Origin of the sequence: Butyrivibrio sp. MC2013, from assembly GCF_000424585.1 — a bacterium.
In the GTDB taxonomy this organism is placed as follows: Bacteria; Bacillota; Clostridia; order Lachnospirales; family Lachnospiraceae; genus Butyrivibrio.
In genome coordinates this window covers 1-18,523 of record NZ_AUKE01000023.1, presented here as the reverse complement: position 1 = coordinate 18,523, position 18,523 = coordinate 1, and the positions used below count along the sequence as shown (strand labels likewise).

The window sequence follows — 18,523 nt, the reverse complement described above, 5'->3', positions numbered from 1 at the left end:
ATATGATTATTCCAGTTTGTCTTCCCACTCTTTAATTATCTTGTATGTCTTGCATCTCTTTTCATCATATTCAACCTTACATCTGTTGGAGTCAGCTTTGATTATATTCATTTTTTCTGAATCAAACTTTTTGTCTCCGCGAACCAGCTCAACTATTTCATTATAGAATCCATCAATAACATCTGATTCAATCTTTCCTTCTTCAACCATATTGTTTGATTGATACCTTACTCCATCTATAATGCCATAGAATACTACCTCTGCACTCGTTTCTGAAACAAGTGCAATCAATTGAACATCTTTAATACCATTCTTCTCAAATTCATTTATTTTTTCAATTACTTTCTTCATTTCTTCTCTCCTTTATTTTGCATCATACTTGATATATGTCTTGGTTCCATTTGACTCATCCCTAATACCAACAGTAACGGATTCGAGATTTCCCTCAGCATCATATTTCTTGTAAACAGAGGTTACTGACACTTCGGAGCCATCCTCCTCCATATCCTTTATTCTTTCCTCCAGATTCTCGTAATCTTCATCAGAAATATCACCTTTGACATCCTCAAGCAAATCCTGGGAGCCCTCTACATTATCAACCTTAAGTTCACGCTTTTCACCATCTATAGTGTATGTTCTCTCTATCTTGGATGGTCTGGAAGAATCCCCCTCATATATTATATAGCCACTATCCTGAACGTCTTTGCCTTCCTGCTTTGCTTTAGCTATTTCATTTTCAGACTTTTTGTAGTCTCCACGATTAACAGTATCTCTCATGGGCACTATATTTTCATTTCCAGAGGATCCATCGAGCACTCTGGCTACTAGATGTCCGCCATCATCGCCTTCCTGTCTATCTTCTCCTCCGGCTTCAGTCTGAGCTTCTCCGTCCCGCTCTGCTTCTGGATTGTATCCCGGTTCGCCTTCCCAAGAAATAATCCTCCCATGGGAATCTGTTTTATATGTGATTCCATTCACAGTATATTCCGTGTCTGGGTTCAGTTCACCATTTGTCTTATATATATTTCCATTATCGTCTGTTTCATAGTAATTACCATCAATCTCATAAACTGTTCGAGGCTCAAGATTTTTAGGAAGATCACTGCTATCAGCATTATCCTGACCTTCATTTGAAACATCTACATTTTGGGCAATCGGTTTATCAAGATCTTTGGGATCCACTGTTTTCTCCATGCTTCGAGCCTTTTCAAGTAAACGGCTTTCCATGTTGGAGAATACTTCTGCAACATTAAAATTGAACATCCATCTTACCTCCTGTTTATATTTTTGACGGCTTTAATTCCTTTTTCCGTCGATAAATGCCTGTAAATGTTTTTCAAAACTTATGCCCGAAGAAGCAGCAAGTTTTTCTCCATTCTTACCAACTATAACAGCAATACCACCTTTTACCGGATTCCAAAAATAATATGCATTATGTTCTGGCAGCTCCTTAAAGTGTTCTTCTGCCACCTCAATCGGAATCTTCATCACCTCAATGGCAGTTGTTATGATTTTCTTATTCATTGCCATGCTCCTTATACACTCATTTCCCAATTCACAACATCCCCGTAATCCGGCGGCCAGTCCAACACCTCTCCCGACTGTCCATCAATAGCCACTACCTTACCATCAATACACGCTGCATTAAACCAATGTCCGGGTCCGTTGGATCTATCCACGCCAATAACAGCATGTGCACCATCCCCGCCATCCAGCAATCTTTTCTCTATTTCATCCGGACTCATGGAGACTATCTTTCTGTCAAGAAGCTCTTCCATGTCTGCATCAAACGGAATATTGTTCGCAGATGCGCAAGTTGCATCATTTCCATTAAGCCTCTGATATACTACAAATGCACACGCTCCGCAGTTCACATTATATGGAGACTCTATATCAAAGGGATCATAATTGGGATTGATTTCCTTTATCCAGGACGAAACACCTTCTATAGTTGGATTCTCCGAAAACTTACCGCTTTTCTCATTAACCTGAATACGCTTCGCAATCGGAGCATCAAGATCCTCTATCGTCCCAATTCCCTCAACGGCAGACACCTTTTCTCTTAGCGGAGATTCCAGTTTTGATAACGATTCTTCTATATTGAAATCTAACACTACATTACCCCTTTATTCCTGAGTTGCGTAATCCACGCCGCATATATTTCGTTATATCCATCAGACTCCTTGGATTCTTTCTTAAGTAAACACTGTGCGGTAGCCAGTGCATACTCTTTGTCAATACCGGGTGCCATTTTCTCGACATGTTTAATTATAGAATCTGTCAACTCGTCAAATTCTCCTGCAGTATCAATCATCGGCTTAACCCATACATTTCCATCCAGAAGACCGCTTACAATATCTGACAAACCATCAAACTTATCTTCCTTCCATAAAGACAGGTCGCCTCGCAATTCATATTCATGAAGAATCCGCTGAATGCCAAGTTTACTTCTGCTCGAAATCTCTGCTCGCTCAAGTAATGTACTGATATCATCTATATTTGCATCAATAGGATTCTTAACTCTATTCTTTAGCAAAAGCTGAAGAAGCTGCTTCCTAAGTTTGCCTGTAGAGCTATTGATGTGTACAACCGGCTTATATTCATATCTTGTTTCTTCACCCTTATATTTTTGAATGCTGCACAGTAAAGGCTCAACCCAGTCGTTCTGATATACCACTGCGACTCCCTTAGGAAGTTTTGCAATCTCGTCAAGTTGCTCATCCTTCAAACCAGCAGATTTACCGGCAAGTCTTCTGTCACTCTCATCCGGCAGTCTCATAATTATCTTTGTGTTAGTGTTCCTTATGGCCGAAATATCTACTGCACTTGGAGACTGATCGACAATAACAAATCCCTCTCCATAGGTACGCATTTCCGCTATCGCATTCGAAATCATCTCGACGGACTTGCCTGCAACATTTGATCCTTCAGTACTCTGTTCAGTAGAGGTTCGTTTCAAAATATTATGAGCTTCCTCCAGAACTGTAAGGTGTTTAAGCGGAACATTCATATCCTCTGCATTAGACATTCTATGTTCGCTAAGTCTCATTATCAAAATACCCATAATTAGAGATTTCGTTTCAAGCGAACCCACACGGCTCAGGTCTATAATCACATTCTTGTCAAAGAGGACCTCATTATCTATCTCATTTGAGCTGAAAATCTGACCATTAAGACCATTAGTCAATGATTTTACTCTTGTAACCAACGATCCCATGTAATTGCTCTTCACTTCCTCTGAATACGCTGATGTAGTAATAACATTAACCATTTCGTTCTGAAGGTCTGCAAAAGTCGGAAACAGATTATCACTATATGCATTCCGTGAAGTTGAAAAGTCCCACCCGCAAACTTCGTATGCCTGCAATAATGCATCTTTTAATACTGCCGGCATAGCCGCATACATAGGCCAGCAAACATTGAATATCTCCACCAGACGATCAACATGTTCCAAAACGTGAACTCCATGCGGGAATTTGAACGGATTAATCCTTAGCAGATCAGAATACTCAGGGTTCGTTCCGTAAACATTAACATCAGGTCGGTTGCCAAACACATGCTTATATTCTCCCTTTGCAGGCTCTATAACCATGAAGTTTGCACCCATATTGTTTGTCTGTCGTATTAATTCATAAATTGTATTACTCTTTCCAGATCCGGTCGAACCTGTAACAAATGTATGCATTGTAAGACTGCTCTTATCCAAGAAAACGCTATTTGGAGCAGCACTTCCCATATTAAACACTTTTCCAAGATTTATACCGACAGAAGAATCATCTTCTTCATATCTCACAACTTCCTTTCCAAAATCTGCATGTTCAATAACGGGTAATCCACATACTGACTTTCTTGGCATCCCCATATGAATAGCAAGTTCGTTTCCGCTCACCATTGCACAAGGAGAAACCTCTACCTCCCCTAGTGTTCCGGAGTATCTGAATATGGGATGCATGAAATTCTTTACGTACTGTTCAATGAGCTCCGTCTTGTTACTTTCGTAACTTCCCCAGGAGTTAATAGCCGCAATTTCTACACCGGAATTCTCTCCGCGCATAATAGCCTTATATGTCGAAGCTGCAACTTCTGCAGCATATTGATCTTCCGAAAGGAAATAGGCTGCACATTCGTACATTCCAAGGCTCTCAAATTCATCCATTCTCTTTAACTGTTTTTCTATGCGTGCAAGCATATCCTCAACAGATTTATCATGAACATTAAGTGTTATGGCATTTGACAAACCTTCTGTCGTGCTTGTTCCTGTAGAAACAGCATGTGTATCCGAATCACCCACCGCTGTGCTCTCGCCATAAGTTTTTGAACTATTACTAGATGTTGAATCACTCACCGTTCCGGCGACCGCCGTCCCAAGCAATCCAAGACCACCCGACACAACACCACCTACTGCCAGACTCACTCCTCCTGTTACCGGAGCCAAAGCTGCACCAAGTATAGATGAGGCCGCCGCAACACCTTTGATCACCTTCGATGTTGTGTTCTCTTTGGATGTACCATGTGTTTCCGTAGTACCTTCAGTTTCTGATTCATTTATTGTATTTGTAACAGACTTTGTTTTGGAGTCAGTTGTACTCTCCGTTCTGGCCAAGGATGAATTCTGTCCATAATTCACCTGAATGCTCGCAAACGGTGATAATTGAGTATATACAGTTTCATATCCTCTTCTCAGTTCTCTTAGCTGCGCCTGGTTTGTTGAATTAGCTATGATGATTCCGGTATACTTCTGTCCCCTCATAGAAAGAACAAGCTTTTCTAATCCCTGCACAAATTCCTGGTTAGTATTAAGATCTTCTTCCTTGCTATTGGCCACACATGAAACCGCCGAAATGCTGTTACCTTTAATCCCACCAATAATATCTTGAATTTCCTCAACAGTATAATCGTGTGTCTTTATTCCCGGGAACTGACCGATCATAGCATTTTCAAGTGTATTTCTAAGAGAACTCGTTGTTCTGTCAGAATCAAGTGATCTTATTCCCATGTAAAAGTCAGTTCTTTCCCCATCACTGTCCAAAATAAGAAAGATGGCTGCATCAGAGGAAGACAAAGTATTAAACACGCTCGCAAATTTATACGAAGCAAACTCATTCTTCTCATACACCATCTCAGTAATCTTAAAGAATAGGACGTTTTCACCTATATTTGACTCAAGGACAGACTTATCCAAAGGAACAATTTCCATTCCCGCAAGATTAGTAATATAGTTCTTCAAAATGACATCATCAACCACACGCAACGCAGCTTGATATCCCTCAGCCACATTTGTGTATTTAGGTACCGGAACATTCTCCGCTTTCTCAACTATATTGGACATTTGATAAAACCTCCTGCTAAAACATTTTCACTCCTTATGCTACAACAATACCATTCTACATAGACAGAATGTGTCGTTCGAAATAATTATTTTTTCAAAAATAATGCCGCACCAGCTACCATTGCAGCACCGCCAATAATCGGCACAACTATAGGCGCATCTGTAACCACAAGCCCGCCTATTAATAGACCCGCACCGACAAGTGCCACAGCCCCACCAGCTATCTTTGTACCGCTTATTTCACTATTCATGTTAGAAATATTTGCAGCATTGTCACCTAGACTATTTCTCTTTGCAGTTTCAGAGGATTTATCAGAATAAAGCTTCTTGACAATCGACTTAAGCAGGTCAACCCTTTCTTTTGAAAAATTATTTACCACTTTTACGGTCTGTTCGTTGAAGTAATTCTTATCCCACTCATCTTGCTGCTTAAAAATCTCTCCATCATGCTCAGCAAACAAATCCGACATCCTGCCATTGGCATAATCTTGCATCTCCGAGAAACTTGCCCCCGATGGATCAAGGATTAAACTATTCTTCATGAGCAGCCTTACACTCAATAAATCATCACTATCTACTGCATCTACAAATTCTTTCGAGATAGCCATTTCACTGTCCTCCTTCCAAATATCTGCATATACTAACTATATCTAATGCTTCTGTCTTTATCTCTTCCAACAGCTGATTATCCCAGGCAATATTATCTATATCATTACTTGAAAGTTTTACTTCTTTATCCACCCTTGCATTTCTTAACAGTTTTGTCATGTTGGATAATTTAATTATCACTTGTCTTTTTTTCTCTCGAACATCATGCAGTTCAATTTGATTGTCGACAGCCTGCTTAACACCTGAAGCCAGGCTCTTACCTTTTTCTGTAAAGGTCTTTGAAATATCCATTCTGTTTGAATACTCCAAGCATCCATCGCCGACCAAGTTTTTTCCCCTGCTAATACTTAATTCATTTTGTGATTTCTGCCCACTGCTTCCGTATACATACGAAATAATCTCCTTTAAGTATTCCATATGTACTTGACTGAAATCATTCATAATGGCCGTTAATTCATAATTCATCAAATCAACAGACCACGGTTTCCCCTTACGTTCTAAATCCTTAGGCTCCATCCATATACTAATTCCAGCTTTCTCTACATACCGAATCATTTCACTATACTTGTAAAAAGAAGTATCCAATAGCAGGCTATTTTTTAGCATTAGCCTTATACCTAATATATCCCTTCTATTTACAGCTTCTATAAATTCATTTGAAACAGCCATTTTTCTATCTCCATTATATTTCCAGGATGGCGTTTACTCTTCTTTGAATATCCTCTAACCATGCCTTTCTACTCTTCGCTTCTTCCAGTTTTTCACGTGCTACTTCCTCATCAACAGCACATCTCTTTAACTCATCAAGCTTCTTCTTTAAGAGTGCGTCCAATTCATCAAATTTTCCTGCGAAGCTACGCTTTACCATTTCAGCGCCTTTCTTCGCATACTCAATAGCCGACTTCTGGTTTTTATATAGTTTTTTCTGTACTGGAACAATAAACTGCGCAGACAGTTTATCGCCATCAATATACTCATGTTCCACCCAATCATAATCATCTATAACGTTATAATCGACATTGAAGCTTGTTCCTATCGTTCTGTTAAGCCATCTTCTTAACCCAAATACTTCCTTATATTCTCTGTGATTGCCAACTACTTCCCAAACTTGCTTAGTGTCAGTTGAATTTACCAAGAAAGACTCAATGTCCCCCATGTCACTAATATCTCCCCGCATCATTTCAAACGGGTCTATTTCAACATCTCCTAAATCTTTTAATTCACGCACTAAATCTGCCAATTTCTCCTTGTATCTTTGAAGTAGAGCATTAGCATTCTTCTTAACCGTGCTATTAACTAAGTTTTCCAACTCTACACTCATTTCCGCCTGAACATCACTTGCAGTGACCATGAGCTTCTTATACATTTCCTCTGCTTCTGCACGAGTCATTTCTTTTTTCTTGGCTTTTTCCAAATGATCCGTGATTTTTTCTTCAGCCTTTTGTACTATTTCAGTAGAACGATCCGTAATTTCTTTGTCATAATTCAATTTCTTTATATCATTCTTAAATTTCTTTGCTTCTTCACCACTCTCAAGTTTCGCATTAATCCCTTCAATCTTCGCAACAATAGCATCCTTCTCCGCCTCGTTAGTCGCAACTTCTTCCACCGCAGTTTCAAAAGTCTTTGCACTCTCAACCCTATTAATAAAGGTATCAACAATATTTTTAATCTTAGCGGTTTTAGAATACTTCAACACATACATGCGAATAGCTTCCTCTACAGGAACGACCCCAGAATGTATTAAAGCCTGCTCTTTGTCATCTTTTTCTTCAATTGCCTTGAAAAGTCTATTCGAAATAATTCCCTTCGCAGATGCTGGCAAAGGAGCATATTCTTCGAAATACATTTCTTTATTTCTATTAAATTTTCTAACCTTGCCTTTTGCTTCATATACATCATCATCGTCATCATCATCGCTATTGGCAAGTACAGTCCTTATATCCAACGCTGTCAATGCAGATGTTGGGAAGATATTCGGATTGTGTATTCCATTATCGGCCAGGTAATCTCTAACTTTTTTCAAAGTCGCATCTATGCTGTCCTCATCCTTCTTAAACTCGTCTAGACCATTTACAACAAATATAAATCTATCGCGAGATTGCTTTCCTCCCACTTTCATACTATCTGCTACTTTTTTTAATAGCTTTGCATCATCTTCGCTCCCAACAGGAGGTCTCATGACATAAAGAACAACTGCTTTAGATGAGTTGTCTATCATCTTATATGTCGTTGCTTTATGCTCTTCATCTCTAGCATTATTAGGGCCAGGTGTATCTACTAAAACCAATGAGATTTCCTCTGAATTAACAAACGGAATATTACCCTCAACCTCAATACGTGATACGGATGGGTCGTCATTAAGACGTTGCATTATCTCATAGGTCAATAATGGATGGGTTTCCAACAACACCTCATCCTTATCATATACTTTTGCTTCAAAATGATCCGCATCATTATCTTTAATTCTAGTAATTGTAGCAGTACAAGCTTCCTTTTTCGCAGGCATCATCTTCTGTGATAACAAAGCGTTTATAAGTGTTGATTTACCAGCACTCATACAAGCAACAACATTTACCTCAAAATCCTTACTACTCGCCATTTTGAACGCATTAATAACACTTGGGCGCTTTAATTCTTCAAATGGACCATCTTGAATATCCTCGAATATCTTCTTTATCGCCTGTTCCTTATCTTTGACTTCTTTGGCCGGAATATGCTTCAGCGAAATATTGATGCCCTTAGCTTTTGCTTCTTCTGCAACAGCAGCAACATCCTCGAAATCAAGAATTGTGCCATGAAAGGTTATTTCAAAGTCTTTTGTACTACACTCCTCAAATAGAATATCTGGTAATTTATCAATCCATTCCTGCAACCTTTGATCCGGATGATTGAGTTTACTATTTTTCTTTAACGGTTTATCATCTATCAAAATCTCTGTTGTAACCTGATACGGATTATATTTAATAAACACTCTCTTCATTTTACAAACCTCCTACTGGTATATTATTTTCTCTAATGATAAAATCCCTGAATGTAACAGCAATTCCTCAAGTTCATCACTACTAGCCCCTTCAACAATAGTCAAGGGATAGAATTTATCATATGAATAATCATCTTTTTTAAGCTTCCTTTTCACAAAATCCAACTCATCCAATTCGTCTTCAGAAAGACTTTCAGAAAATAAAGCCATTTTCCCAAGATACCCCGCATACGCAGAAACAGGATATACAACCGGTTTCTGAAAACCTACTTTTTCTAAATCTCCCACAATATTATTTAAGGTATTTTTTACGGAACCTTCATTTTTTCTGTATCTGTCTAATCTGTTCACGAGAAATATGATATCTCCATCATAATTGTTCTTTACATATTTCAAATGTTTTATGTCATCATCCCTCGCCGGTTCTTCCCCGTTTATCAAGTATATCATCAGATCACAATCCACATTTTTAATTGCTTCATTTGTTATCTTTCTATGGCTTTTATTCATAGCAGAGTTAACGCCTGGAGTATCTATAATACAAATATGTGCGTCGATTTCTCCTATACTTCTAAATCTTGTTCCCACTATTATATCCGTACTATCATTCTCAGAATTATCAGTCATTAGGGTTTCAACCGAAGCATCTAGTTCCAAGTCATGATCCAACTCATAGTTCAGCCCATCTTCTCCTGCCTTATTATAGAGATAATGCAATTTGGCTGTACACGCTTCTCCTTGCGTTTTATTAATCTTCTTTCCCGCAAGTGCATTCAAAAGTGTCGATTTTCCGGCACTCATATTTGCTGTGATCATTATCTTTTTCAAGGGTTGAGCCTTAAATGAACGATTGTTCCATATGATCGTATACACGTCTTTCAATTCTGCAAAGCTCTTCAGAAAGCTATCAGACTCCGTAGAATAGAAAGCCTCATATACGATCTCAAGTTTTTTACGATACCGTTCACCATAGAACTCTATTATATCTTCGACAATTTTCTGACCTTTCTTTTTATCATCAAAATAACGAATAAAAAGGCAATCAGTCAGCAAATAATATCTGTATTTGAAAAACTTAAACTGCTCAATTATATTTAAATCTTTTGTCTTTTCCTTTCCTAACTCAAAACCTTCCCCAACAATCTTATCGCTGTATAGCTTAAGCATTTGTTTTGACCATAAATCTCCTCTTCCCTGTTTCTCTACAAAGAATTTAAGCAAAACAACATACTTCTTTCGCAATCCCTCATTCTTCCCCAAAATAGGATGAACATTCAGATATTGCTGCACCTGCAACATCTCTGGCTTCATATACGCTTCACCTCATCTCAATTATTTTTACCATATCCCCTTGACTCCTCAACCACATTTCTATTCCTTTACCAAACACCTCCGCTGAAATTGTATAAATACCATCTTGTTCGCTTTCTATTACGGCGGTAGGCAACCTATCAAGAACAGCCTCCACCGAATTACCGGAATAGGTAAACCTTACCCTTTGCAACTTTCCACCATACATAAACTGTATTCTCTTTCGGAATTCTCCTTCCTCGAACCTATTAGCATATGGTATATGGAAATGCTCATCCAGTATTTTATATTTCTTAATCCTGTCAATTCGGTATATCGTCGGATATGCATCATTCAGAACATCGAAATCCTCTTTAACATTTTCATCATCTATAAAAGCCGTCACATAAAAATAATACTCCGAGAACATTAACGAAACCGGCTTTACTTTTCTTCTGACAACAGCCTTGTCTTTTGTTCGTTGATAACTGATATCAATATACTTATTCTCCCTTATCGCCTTTCCGATATCCCACATTTTATCAATAAACTCTGACCGATGCCGAGGCTCTATGTAGTGATATTCCTCATTTTGAATCAGATCGTTTACATCCTTATGATTTACCTTTGGAACACAGCAATCTATCAATCTTGATAGCATTCCGGTCATTTCCTTTTTGGTAAATGCCCTACTGTCCAACAATATCTTACAAATTGCAAGAATTTCACTATTACTTAGTTTCATGTCAAAGATCTGTTCAAGACGATACCCCTTATTTATTCTGTCATAAACCACCGTATTAATTGTTCCGGTTTCAGTGAATTCTTTATCCATATAACTACGGATATCTTCTATATCTCTTTGAATACTACGCTCATTTACTCCATAGTTTTGTGCTTCTTCAGCTTTATTAACAATGTATCCATTCATCAGCTTTGAGTATATCCCCAAAACTCGATCTATCTTATCGCTTCCCTGGTAATCTTCTGTCATAGCCAGCACCTCATCCATCACATTTTATCATTTTGGATAGACAAATTATGTCTCTTTGCTCCTCCAATTTCGATATTTCCCAGACTTAACTCGGTCATCTTTTGGTTTTTCAGCATCTTCCGGAATTGCCCATACATTTCCAAACTTCTCCGCACCTTCTATACGTCCCTCTAGACATAGTGTATTAATCCTTCTTTCGCTGATTCCCCACTCCTTAGATACTTCCGCAATCTTTTTATATCCCTGCATTGTGCACTTCCTTCGATAAACAAAAAGCGACATTATGAAATGCAGACGCACCCACAATGTCGCTTAAACTCATATACCGGTAACTGGCTGACATTGATCATCTGGCTTTCGCTTAGTAATCTTTAGTCCCTTTAGCTTTGCGTCACCACCTTTCGATGGTTTTGCCACTAATATATAAATTATAGGCGAACGCTCGAACAAAGTCAATATGCCATTGTCGGATTTGCACAATTTTGTGAGATATTCACAAATATTTTAGTCAAAAATAGCTACAAACACTCCCTTTACCGCACCAACCGCAGCTCCTACCGCGGCACCAACAATCTTGCCAGGAATTCCCAAGATATCTCCGCCAACTTCAACTCCCTTGTCGAACCCGTCGGTAATACAATCCCACACGGTCTCTCCAAAGCTACTTTTGATGCTTTTCTTGTAATCCTTCTCCTCATCATCATGAAGCCAGTTATCCTCTTCCTCATTGATGTTGTCTGCCAGAGCAAGCCTTTTATCCTTCGGAACTGCCTTGATGATATAATACATAAGCTTTGTCAGGTTATACGGCTTCCGCTGATCGCCACCTTCTTCCTTATATCCTGCACAATAATAAATCGGACGAATGCTCAGACCAGTTGCTTCCTTAACCCTATTCTGAACTGAATCAGCCTTTTTCTTAAGGAACTCCTTCAGCACTTCATCAGGTGCATTCTCCTCTTCATTCCAATGGGTTCCTTTCATTGCTACATCAGCCTGATTGAGTGCAAGCAGGATACGATCCTTTGCATCATCCCCCAGCGCAGGTATCAAAATATTGTTGATCAAATCATAGGAAGTACCGAGATCCTTGGAAGAAGAATCAAGGATAACAACCACAAGGTCAATCAGCGGATTTCCATCCTCGTCAAGCTCATTTAATTTTTCGAGAATAGATCTGCTGATTCTCTCATCACTTGCTACACCATCCCCAAGACCCGGAGTGTCCCATATTGTCAGATTATCAAGTTCAAACTTCTCAATAATCGAAGTTTCCGGATCCACACCTACTCCAACCTTTGCAACATCCATATTGAAAAGAGCATTCACCGTGGAACTCTTTCCAGCCCCTGTCGAACCTGCGAGCATAATATTTACCTTCTGGTTTCTTACCTTGATCAGTCTTGATAACCTTTTGGCCTTCTCACCATCGGGAATATCCAGTCCCATGATTTCCTCTTCCAGGAGAACATAAATACTCTTTTTACCTTCCTTGCGCACTTCAGGCTCCGGCTCATTGACCTCCTTTTCGATGTCCTGAAGTTCCTCCTCGGATAACAACTCCTCGTCATCCTGAACAACGGTTTCTACCTTTTCTACCTTACTCATGTTGTTTTCCTCCTATTGAATTATTCTTTTTCCCTGCTACTGTGTTTCGTATTTGGTGAACTTGGTAGTCTAAACTTATCAAATCACATAGACAGATATTGTCTTTCTAAAATTTTTTTTATATTTCTTTTCTATATTTTCAGACCGGACCATAGCGCAATCCATTTTATATAGCTATGATTAATTGATTTCACCATCTTTAGAGCATATACTACCAAATACCATAGACAGAAACTGTCCTTCAGAAAAAACACAAAAAAATAGAGCCGAAGCTCTATTTTTATTTTTATGATACAAATAATTGCACATAAAATCACATCTTAAATTCCACAGTATTATTTTTCTCCCTTTTTACAAAAGTGTTGTATTGCCCCCATTTTGGTGGTAATTTATCATCAATTTCCCCAGCGCCACCTATCGTAAGGAATAGAATATCTACCACAGCCTTCATACTTAAGGCTCATATCACTGTTCTTCGAGATACCTCACCCTTTTATCATGCATTTTGGCATACTCAATCTCGTATCTCGTGCTCTCACCGATATATCCACCAACATTGATAACATAGATCTCATCAGCCATATCAATCTTCCGTCTATGCATATCGTCTAGCATTTTCTTGGTCTTTGAAAACGTTCCTTCGTCCATTCCATCCCAAACTTCTTCATCACCGGAATGCCCAAACAGTCCCACGCTAATAACAATGTTTCCCTCAAGCGTCAGTCTCTTTTGTGCTTCTATGAAAGCATCCTTAAAACGTGTACTTCCGCAAAGTGTAATCACGGGATATCCGGCTTTTGCTCTACGCAAATTCTCAATCAGAAAGGGAATACCCTTTGACAGCCAAAAGGAACCACTCACAGACCCCGAAGACATCCCTCCATGCGCAAATCGCTCAACATAAACATCTGTATCAAATGATAAAGCCTTTCCGGTCGCTTTCTCGAAATACTCTCCAACAAATGCTGCTATACCATAATCATCAATATCCAGGGATTCCCCTACACAATGATCCTTCATCTCTTCCCACAGATATGGATCCCCACGTAGCCCCCACTGAGTCGGCTTTCTTTCGAAAATAATGGATAAATCCTTTTCAGATATCTTCGTTTCATCTGATGGTGATTTTATCTGCTCATCAAACTGTTTCTTTGCTTTTTCCATCTCTGACGATCCAAAAGCACACAGTTTCACATCAATCTCATAATCAGGAAAATCTTCTGCGAATCTCTTATAAGCCCTAACACACTGCTTAGTGGATTCCGCTACTGGGTTCTCAAGGTTTCCTCCGAAAATGCTTGAGCTTATAAGCGGAAATGAAATGCTATGATAGCCATTATCTTTAAGCACCAAAAGCGAGTTGTAATATGCCCTAAACAACTCTTCAAAAGCCGTGGGCGTAACACCAAAATTCGGTCCCACTGCATGGATTATTGCCTTGGCGTTTTTCATTTTAAATGCCGGGGTTATAACAGCATCTCCGTCTTTTAAAGGCGTATCATACTTTTCACAGGCCTCTGTAAGCTCTCGCATTCCTGCTTTCTTAAAAATCACCCCACATATACCGCCGCCAGCCCACAAACCATCATTTGCAGCATTTACAACGGCATCAACCGTTTGATCCGCACAAGATGCATGTAATAGTTCAATCTTACTTGACGGAGCCTTTCGTTTCTCTGGTACTACCTCTTTAGAGACTTCCTCCATATTATGTGTATCTAGTATTCTTCTGAACACATCATAATTCTTACTTCCACTCGCTGGGCGATAAATGGCGAATTCAACCTGTTTGAAAACCTTAGGAAACTCCTGTAGCACAGTTTTGTATGCCCTAGCAACAACTTCCGGGTCATTCTGAAAAGCTCCGCATCCAAATGCTCCAAGAACAAGTATGTCTGCCCCTTTTGCTGCAGCACAGGTCAACATATGCATAGCCCTTTTTACATGATATCCGAAAAGCTCTGCATTGTTCATATATGTCCCGCCATTCACCAACGGAGCATGTTTATTCGATTTATCACGCAGATCAGGGGCAGCAATGGTGATAACATCTACTGTAATCCAGTCTTCCTTAGGCATTCTTTTCGGAAGATCCTCATCCGTTTTGCAGATAATAACTCCCTCAGTATAAATAAGAGAATCTGTCGCCTTCGGTGTATTGAGATCATGATGATGCTTGTAAAATGTATCGCGAAGAGTCCGACGATATAATAACGGATAAAGAGTGGAAGTCCGGCACAGGCTTTCCTCCTGAGCACTGCTCCCTTTTGTTACACCACCACCGGCATGGAATGCGTTTGCAAAGTTCATAACAGCAATCTTAGAACCGGGACTCTCTTTATAGAGTCTCATTGCTGCCTGATAACTACGATCACCCGAAACAGTTATAAGCATGTCCTTTGTATCAGACGCATTAAATGCCGGATAATCATCCTCATAAAAAACCGTGGTATTCTTCTTTGCAGCAGATATAGATGCAGAAAGATCCGGATCGCTGTCAATCCAGTTCATCGTATCCTGAAATACCGCTATTCTCTCATCCGATGTTGACATACCTATATCCCTCACATTCCAAATTCAGCGCAGAGCTTGTCAAAACGAGCCTGCTCCTTTTCCTTTACCGCCTTAGACGAATCCTTCAGACAATGATCTATCACATCTGCGTCCTTGAGCAGTTCATCCATAGGACTGTCCACTACTAACTTATCGTCGTGATGATAAATGGCGGAACAGATCATGTCAGTCTCTGTCCCGTCAGTCAGTTTTAGTTCTCCCAGTATTTCCCTTGCAAGATCAGCCCCTTTATGAGCATGATCATCATATGAGCCGGTCTTATAAGCATGTAGGTCATGAAGCATAGCCGCCATAGATGCAATCTCCGGATCAAGTCCTCTCTTCTTCGCTATCATGGTAGCTGCAAGCGATACACCATAGAGGTGGGCTATCGCGCTGGTACGCTTGTCCGGATCCTCCATCTTATTGATCTCGGCATCCACATATTTGCGAAGTTCTTTTAATCTGCTCATGATCCGATCACTCTCCTACTTCTTTCTGTTCTTGTATTCCTTCTTCATTTTCTCGATTGGATTCTTTGCTTTAATTCGCTCCTTCGATAAAACACTCCCATCTAACTCCATCAGCTTATTAACCCTCATATGCCGATTATTGTGGCTATCTCTCTTACTTGCCGATTCCCAAGGAGCTTTCCCACGTCCGTTATAAACCTCGTAAACGTCACCCTTCTTTGTAAGATACAAAACAAGGAGATACTCCGGCTCTTCATTGATCACAATATCTTCCTGTTGAGTTATCTTGATTTGAACCCTCTTTCCATCAACCTCTCCATCATGAGCGGGCATAGATGCTGTATAAAGGCGGATTCCGTAATAATAACTGGCAATTACCTCTCCTATACTCCCCACAAGATGTCCATCTAAAGTGAAATGCCTTCCCGGGAAGTCTTCTTCCAACTCATTAACTATTCTTATAAGGCGTTGTACCTTATTTTTTATTCCGTCCATTTTCTCTGCAGAATATGGAATATACTCCTCCTGCTTCACTTACGTATGCCTTTCTCCTTGTAATAATATGCCCCATCACGATATTCCAGATAATCTATGGTCGTCCTGTTTATGAGATCAACCGCCATATTCTCAGGATATACTGGCATATACCAATAATAATAATCATCAAGGATTAAGTAATTATTCTTATGACCATAAAAATATCCAATCACTGATCCCTTGTTAATTGTTTGTACCAGTCTTTCAAACAGAAGCTTGTCTTCCTGCGATAACCATCTTTTTACAAGATATTCATGCGGAGCCGTCTTTGCATAGGTTGTCGCATATTTCCATTGATGGTTTTCAGCAAACACCTTTGCTTCTGTTTTGGAAAATGGAATCGCTGTATCTTCGCTTCTTCTTTCCGCTTCCAATGACAAGAGTTTCGCTTTGGCTTCGTTCTCTGTATCAAAGGAAACATCATGAAAGTCCTCGTTCAAGTGCTGTATCCCTTTTGTATCTTCGTAAAAAATCCCCCACCTAGTTTTTCAATGTCATTAAGTTAAGTGTGACGACAATAAGACTCTTATACCAGAAATGGTATAGGGGTCTTTTTTTTCTGAAAAAAAGTTGACAGCAGGACTGAAAAGTGCGGCCGCTTTCGCTACTGATTGTTTTTAGAGGTAGCGAAAGCGGCCCTTGAAATTGTAAGCATATTTCTCAATTTCAAGGAGGCGCACATGAAACCACAAATAGTAAAGGATCTTTTGATGTCTCAGATCAAAACAATTGCTGCTAATGCCAAGTCTTTCTGTATCGATGCCGAGAGGAACTTCTCAAGAAAAAGAAAACTGACTATGGAAAAAATCATTACCGGAATCATTGGTATGGGAAGTGGCAGCCTTACAAATGAATTGCTGGATCTTTTTAATGATAGTCCTGAAACTCCAACTTCGTCTGCTTTTTGCCAACAGCGCTCCAAGATTACTGTAGAGGCTTTTGAAGCAGTATTTCGACTTTTTTCAAAAAAGCTATGCGATTCTTTTGATGATGAGTTACCTGTACTGGCTGTCGATGGTTCAAAAATCCAAATCCCGACTAATCCAGATGATGTAGATTCCTTCATGCCTGGGGCAAATGGTCAGAAATCCTACAATCTCCTCCATTTGAATGCTCTATATGACCTCAAGCATCAAATCTATCAGGATGCGATTATTCAAAAGATTAAGTCAGCCAATGAACATCTTGCTCTTGTAGAGATGGTTGATCGTTCTTTACTGCGCAATGCTCTTTTGATGGCTGACAGAGGATATGAAAGTTACAACAACCTTGCTCACATTCAGGAAAAGGGTTGGTATTTTCTTTTTCGAATTAAAGATGGCGACTATGGCATTAAACAAGGGCTGACATTGCCAGATGAAGATTCTTATGATATCAGTTTTGAACTTAATCTCACTCGGAAGCAGACAAAAGAAGTGAAGGAATTGATAAAAGACAGAAATCATTACAGGTGGATTCCAAGTGACATGGTATTTGATTACCTTCCGCCCAAAAGTCGAAAAAGTGATCCGGTCAGATTCTATAAACTATCATTCAGGATTGTGAGATTTCCTATATCCGAGGAGACAAATGAAACAATCATAACGAATCTTCCAACAGATAAATATCCAGCAGAAGAAATAAAGAAACTGTATGCTTCACGATGGGGAATCGAAACATCTTTCAGGGATTTGAAATATACCATGGGAATGCTTGATTTTCATTCAAAAAAGGTGGAATGCATACAGCAGGAAATATATGCACATCTTATAATGTATAACTTTGCGGAAATGATTACCTCGCACGTAGTCATTAAGAAAAAGCAAAGAAAATATACATATAAAGCCAATTTTTCGGTCGCAGCTCACATGTGCAGAAAGTATTACCGTGGCACGACATCTCCACCTGATCTGGAAACCATCATTTCAAGAAATCTTGTACCTATTAGACCAGACAGGCACCGGGTAAGATACCAGTCTACAAGAATCTTCAGAGGTTTCCTCTATAGGGTAGCATAAAGCTTTGAATTTTACACGTTAAATTCAGGCGGATTATAATCCGTCTTTTTGACGTGGAAATGACATAGAAAAAGAGGATGAAGGAACTATTCCAACATCCTCTTTGATTCTTTTTGTCCCCGAGTCCAATGTTAACTTAATGACATTGGT

18 protein-coding genes and 1 riboswitch are annotated in these 18,523 nt (G+C 39.4%); of the genes, 1 reads left to right on the top strand and 17 read right to left on the bottom strand.

All coding sequences use genetic code 11. The features are described 5' to 3' along the window. Window positions 1-6 precede the first annotated feature (6 nt). From G636_RS0111850 to G636_RS19675, 17 genes are all read right to left on the bottom strand, one after another. Window positions 7-351, bottom strand: coding sequence for a hypothetical protein (locus tag G636_RS0111850; RefSeq protein ID WP_026508224.1), 345 nt, complete (start codon window positions 349-351; stop codon window positions 7-9). 12 nt (window positions 352-363) lie between these two features. Next, window positions 364-1,263, bottom strand: a complete 900-nt coding sequence (locus G636_RS19680; protein ID WP_051226960.1) for a DNA/RNA non-specific endonuclease — start codon at window positions 1,261-1,263, stop codon at window positions 364-366. Window positions 1,264-1,296: 33 nt separating this feature from the next. Further along, the gene (locus G636_RS0111840; protein ID WP_026508223.1) at window positions 1,297-1,524 is read right to left on the bottom strand and encodes a hypothetical protein; all 228 of its coding nucleotides are present in this window, start codon (window positions 1,522-1,524) and stop codon (window positions 1,297-1,299) included. An 11-nt stretch (window positions 1,525-1,535) separates the two neighbouring features. Then, window positions 1,536-2,114 carry a toxin glutamine deamidase domain-containing protein gene (locus G636_RS0111835; protein WP_026508222.1) on the bottom strand — a complete coding sequence of 193 codons (579 nt, stop codon included), beginning with the start codon at window positions 2,112-2,114 and terminating at the stop codon, window positions 1,536-1,538. Then, entirely contained in the window at window positions 2,114-5,329 is a 3,216-nt protein-coding gene (locus G636_RS18415; RefSeq protein WP_035779623.1) for an ATP-binding protein, read from the bottom strand. The genes G636_RS0111835 and G636_RS18415 overlap by 1 nt, the downstream gene beginning before the upstream one ends. An 86-nt stretch (window positions 5,330-5,415) precedes the next feature. After that, entirely contained in the window at window positions 5,416-5,937 is a 522-nt protein-coding gene (locus G636_RS0111820) for a hypothetical protein (protein WP_026508221.1), read from the bottom strand. Between the two features lies 1 nt (window position 5,938). Then, window positions 5,939-6,607 carry a hypothetical protein gene (locus G636_RS0111815; protein WP_026508220.1) on the bottom strand — a complete coding sequence of 223 codons (669 nt, stop codon included), beginning with the start codon at window positions 6,605-6,607 and terminating at the stop codon, window positions 5,939-5,941. Between the two features lie 13 nt (window positions 6,608-6,620). Then, entirely contained in the window at window positions 6,621-8,921 is a 2,301-nt protein-coding gene (locus G636_RS0111810) for a dynamin family protein (protein WP_026508219.1), read from the bottom strand. A gap of 12 nt (window positions 8,922-8,933) precedes the next feature. Further along, window positions 8,934-10,232 carry a dynamin family protein gene (locus G636_RS0111805; protein ID WP_026508218.1) on the bottom strand — a complete coding sequence of 433 codons (1,299 nt, stop codon included), beginning with the start codon at window positions 10,230-10,232 and terminating at the stop codon, window positions 8,934-8,936. 7 nt (window positions 10,233-10,239) lie between these two features. Further along, a complete protein-coding gene (locus G636_RS0111800) occupies window positions 10,240-11,205 on the bottom strand; it encodes a helix-turn-helix transcriptional regulator (RefSeq protein ID WP_035779622.1) in 966 nt (321 codons plus the stop codon). 45 nt (window positions 11,206-11,250) lie between these two features. Further along, a complete protein-coding gene (locus G636_RS0111795) occupies window positions 11,251-11,454 on the bottom strand; it encodes a hypothetical protein (RefSeq protein WP_026508216.1) in 204 nt (67 codons plus the stop codon). A gap of 75 nt (window positions 11,455-11,529) precedes the next feature. After that, window positions 11,530-11,630: riboswitch (cyclic di-GMP riboswitch) on the bottom strand. A gap of 79 nt (window positions 11,631-11,709) precedes the next feature. Continuing rightward, the gene (locus tag G636_RS0111790; RefSeq protein ID WP_081668424.1) at window positions 11,710-12,813 is read right to left on the bottom strand and encodes a GTPase family protein; all 1,104 of its coding nucleotides are present in this window, start codon (window positions 12,811-12,813) and stop codon (window positions 11,710-11,712) included. Window positions 12,814-13,126: 313 nt separating this feature from the next. Next, entirely contained in the window at window positions 13,127-13,264 is a 138-nt protein-coding gene (locus G636_RS20340) for a hypothetical protein (protein ID WP_155832385.1), read from the bottom strand. A 14-nt stretch (window positions 13,265-13,278) separates the two neighbouring features. After that, window positions 13,279-15,366 (bottom strand): TIGR02452 family protein, encoded by a 2,088-nt coding sequence (locus G636_RS20915; RefSeq protein WP_242826965.1) that lies wholly within the window; start codon window positions 15,364-15,366, stop codon window positions 13,279-13,281. An 11-nt stretch (window positions 15,367-15,377) separates the two neighbouring features. After that, window positions 15,378-15,839, bottom strand: coding sequence for an HD domain-containing protein (locus G636_RS0111770; protein ID WP_026508214.1), 462 nt, complete (start codon window positions 15,837-15,839; stop codon window positions 15,378-15,380). Window positions 15,840-15,854: 15 nt separating this feature from the next. Continuing rightward, window positions 15,855-16,373, bottom strand: coding sequence for a DUF6998 domain-containing protein (locus G636_RS18405; protein ID WP_051226958.1), 519 nt, complete (start codon window positions 16,371-16,373; stop codon window positions 15,855-15,857). Then, on the bottom strand, window positions 16,370-16,816 hold the full coding sequence (locus G636_RS19675) for a hypothetical protein (RefSeq protein WP_051226957.1): 447 nt from the start codon (window positions 16,814-16,816) through the stop codon (window positions 16,370-16,372). Before G636_RS19675 ends, G636_RS18405 begins: the two co-directional genes overlap by 4 nt. Before the next feature lie 240 nt (window positions 16,817-17,056). Between G636_RS19675 and G636_RS19670 the strand changes: the two genes are divergently transcribed. Continuing rightward, window positions 17,057-18,373, top strand: a complete 1,317-nt coding sequence (locus G636_RS19670) for an IS4 family transposase (protein WP_026508213.1) — start codon at window positions 17,057-17,059, stop codon at window positions 18,371-18,373. The last annotated feature ends 150 nt before the right edge of the window (window positions 18,374-18,523 follow it).

What these genes read in the sequence shown, in the direction of transcription:
- G636_RS0111850 (WP_026508224.1), bottom strand. Translation starts at nt 351, where the DNA reads ATGAAGAAAGTAATTGAAAAAATAAATGAATTTGAGAAGAATGGTATT.
- G636_RS19680 (WP_051226960.1), bottom strand. Translation starts at nt 1,263, where the DNA reads ATGTTCAATTTTAATGTTGCAGAAGTATTCTCCAACATGGAAAGCCGT.
- G636_RS0111840 (WP_026508223.1), bottom strand. Translation starts at nt 1,524, where the DNA reads ATGAATAAGAAAATCATAACAACTGCCATTGAGGTGATGAAGATTCCG.
- G636_RS18415 (WP_035779623.1), bottom strand. Translation starts at nt 5,329, where the DNA reads ATGTCCAATATAGTTGAGAAAGCGGAGAATGTTCCGGTACCTAAATAC.
- G636_RS0111820 (WP_026508221.1), bottom strand. Translation starts at nt 5,937, where the DNA reads ATGGCTATCTCGAAAGAATTTGTAGATGCAGTAGATAGTGATGATTTA.
- G636_RS0111815 (WP_026508220.1), bottom strand. Translation starts at nt 6,607, where the DNA reads ATGGCTGTTTCAAATGAATTTATAGAAGCTGTAAATAGAAGGGATATA.
- G636_RS0111810 (WP_026508219.1), bottom strand. Translation starts at nt 8,921, where the DNA reads ATGAAGAGAGTGTTTATTAAATATAATCCGTATCAGGTTACAACAGAG.
- G636_RS0111805 (WP_026508218.1), bottom strand. Translation starts at nt 10,232, where the DNA reads ATGAAGCCAGAGATGTTGCAGGTGCAGCAATATCTGAATGTTCATCCT.
- G636_RS0111800 (WP_035779622.1), bottom strand. Translation starts at nt 11,205, where the DNA reads ATGACAGAAGATTACCAGGGAAGCGATAAGATAGATCGAGTTTTGGGG.
- G636_RS0111795 (WP_026508216.1), bottom strand. Translation starts at nt 11,454, where the DNA reads ATGCAGGGATATAAAAAGATTGCGGAAGTATCTAAGGAGTGGGGAATC.
- G636_RS0111790 (WP_081668424.1), bottom strand. Translation starts at nt 12,813, where the DNA reads ATGAGTAAGGTAGAAAAGGTAGAAACCGTTGTTCAGGATGACGAGGAG.
- G636_RS20340 (WP_155832385.1), bottom strand. Translation starts at nt 13,264, where the DNA reads ATGAAGGCTGTGGTAGATATTCTATTCCTTACGATAGGTGGCGCTGGG.
- G636_RS20915 (WP_242826965.1), bottom strand. Translation starts at nt 15,366, where the DNA reads ATGTCAACATCGGATGAGAGAATAGCGGTATTTCAGGATACGATGAAC.
- G636_RS0111770 (WP_026508214.1), bottom strand. Translation starts at nt 15,839, where the DNA reads ATGAGCAGATTAAAAGAACTTCGCAAATATGTGGATGCCGAGATCAAT.
- G636_RS19670 (WP_026508213.1), top strand. Translation starts at nt 17,057, where the DNA reads ATGAAACCACAAATAGTAAAGGATCTTTTGATGTCTCAGATCAAAACA.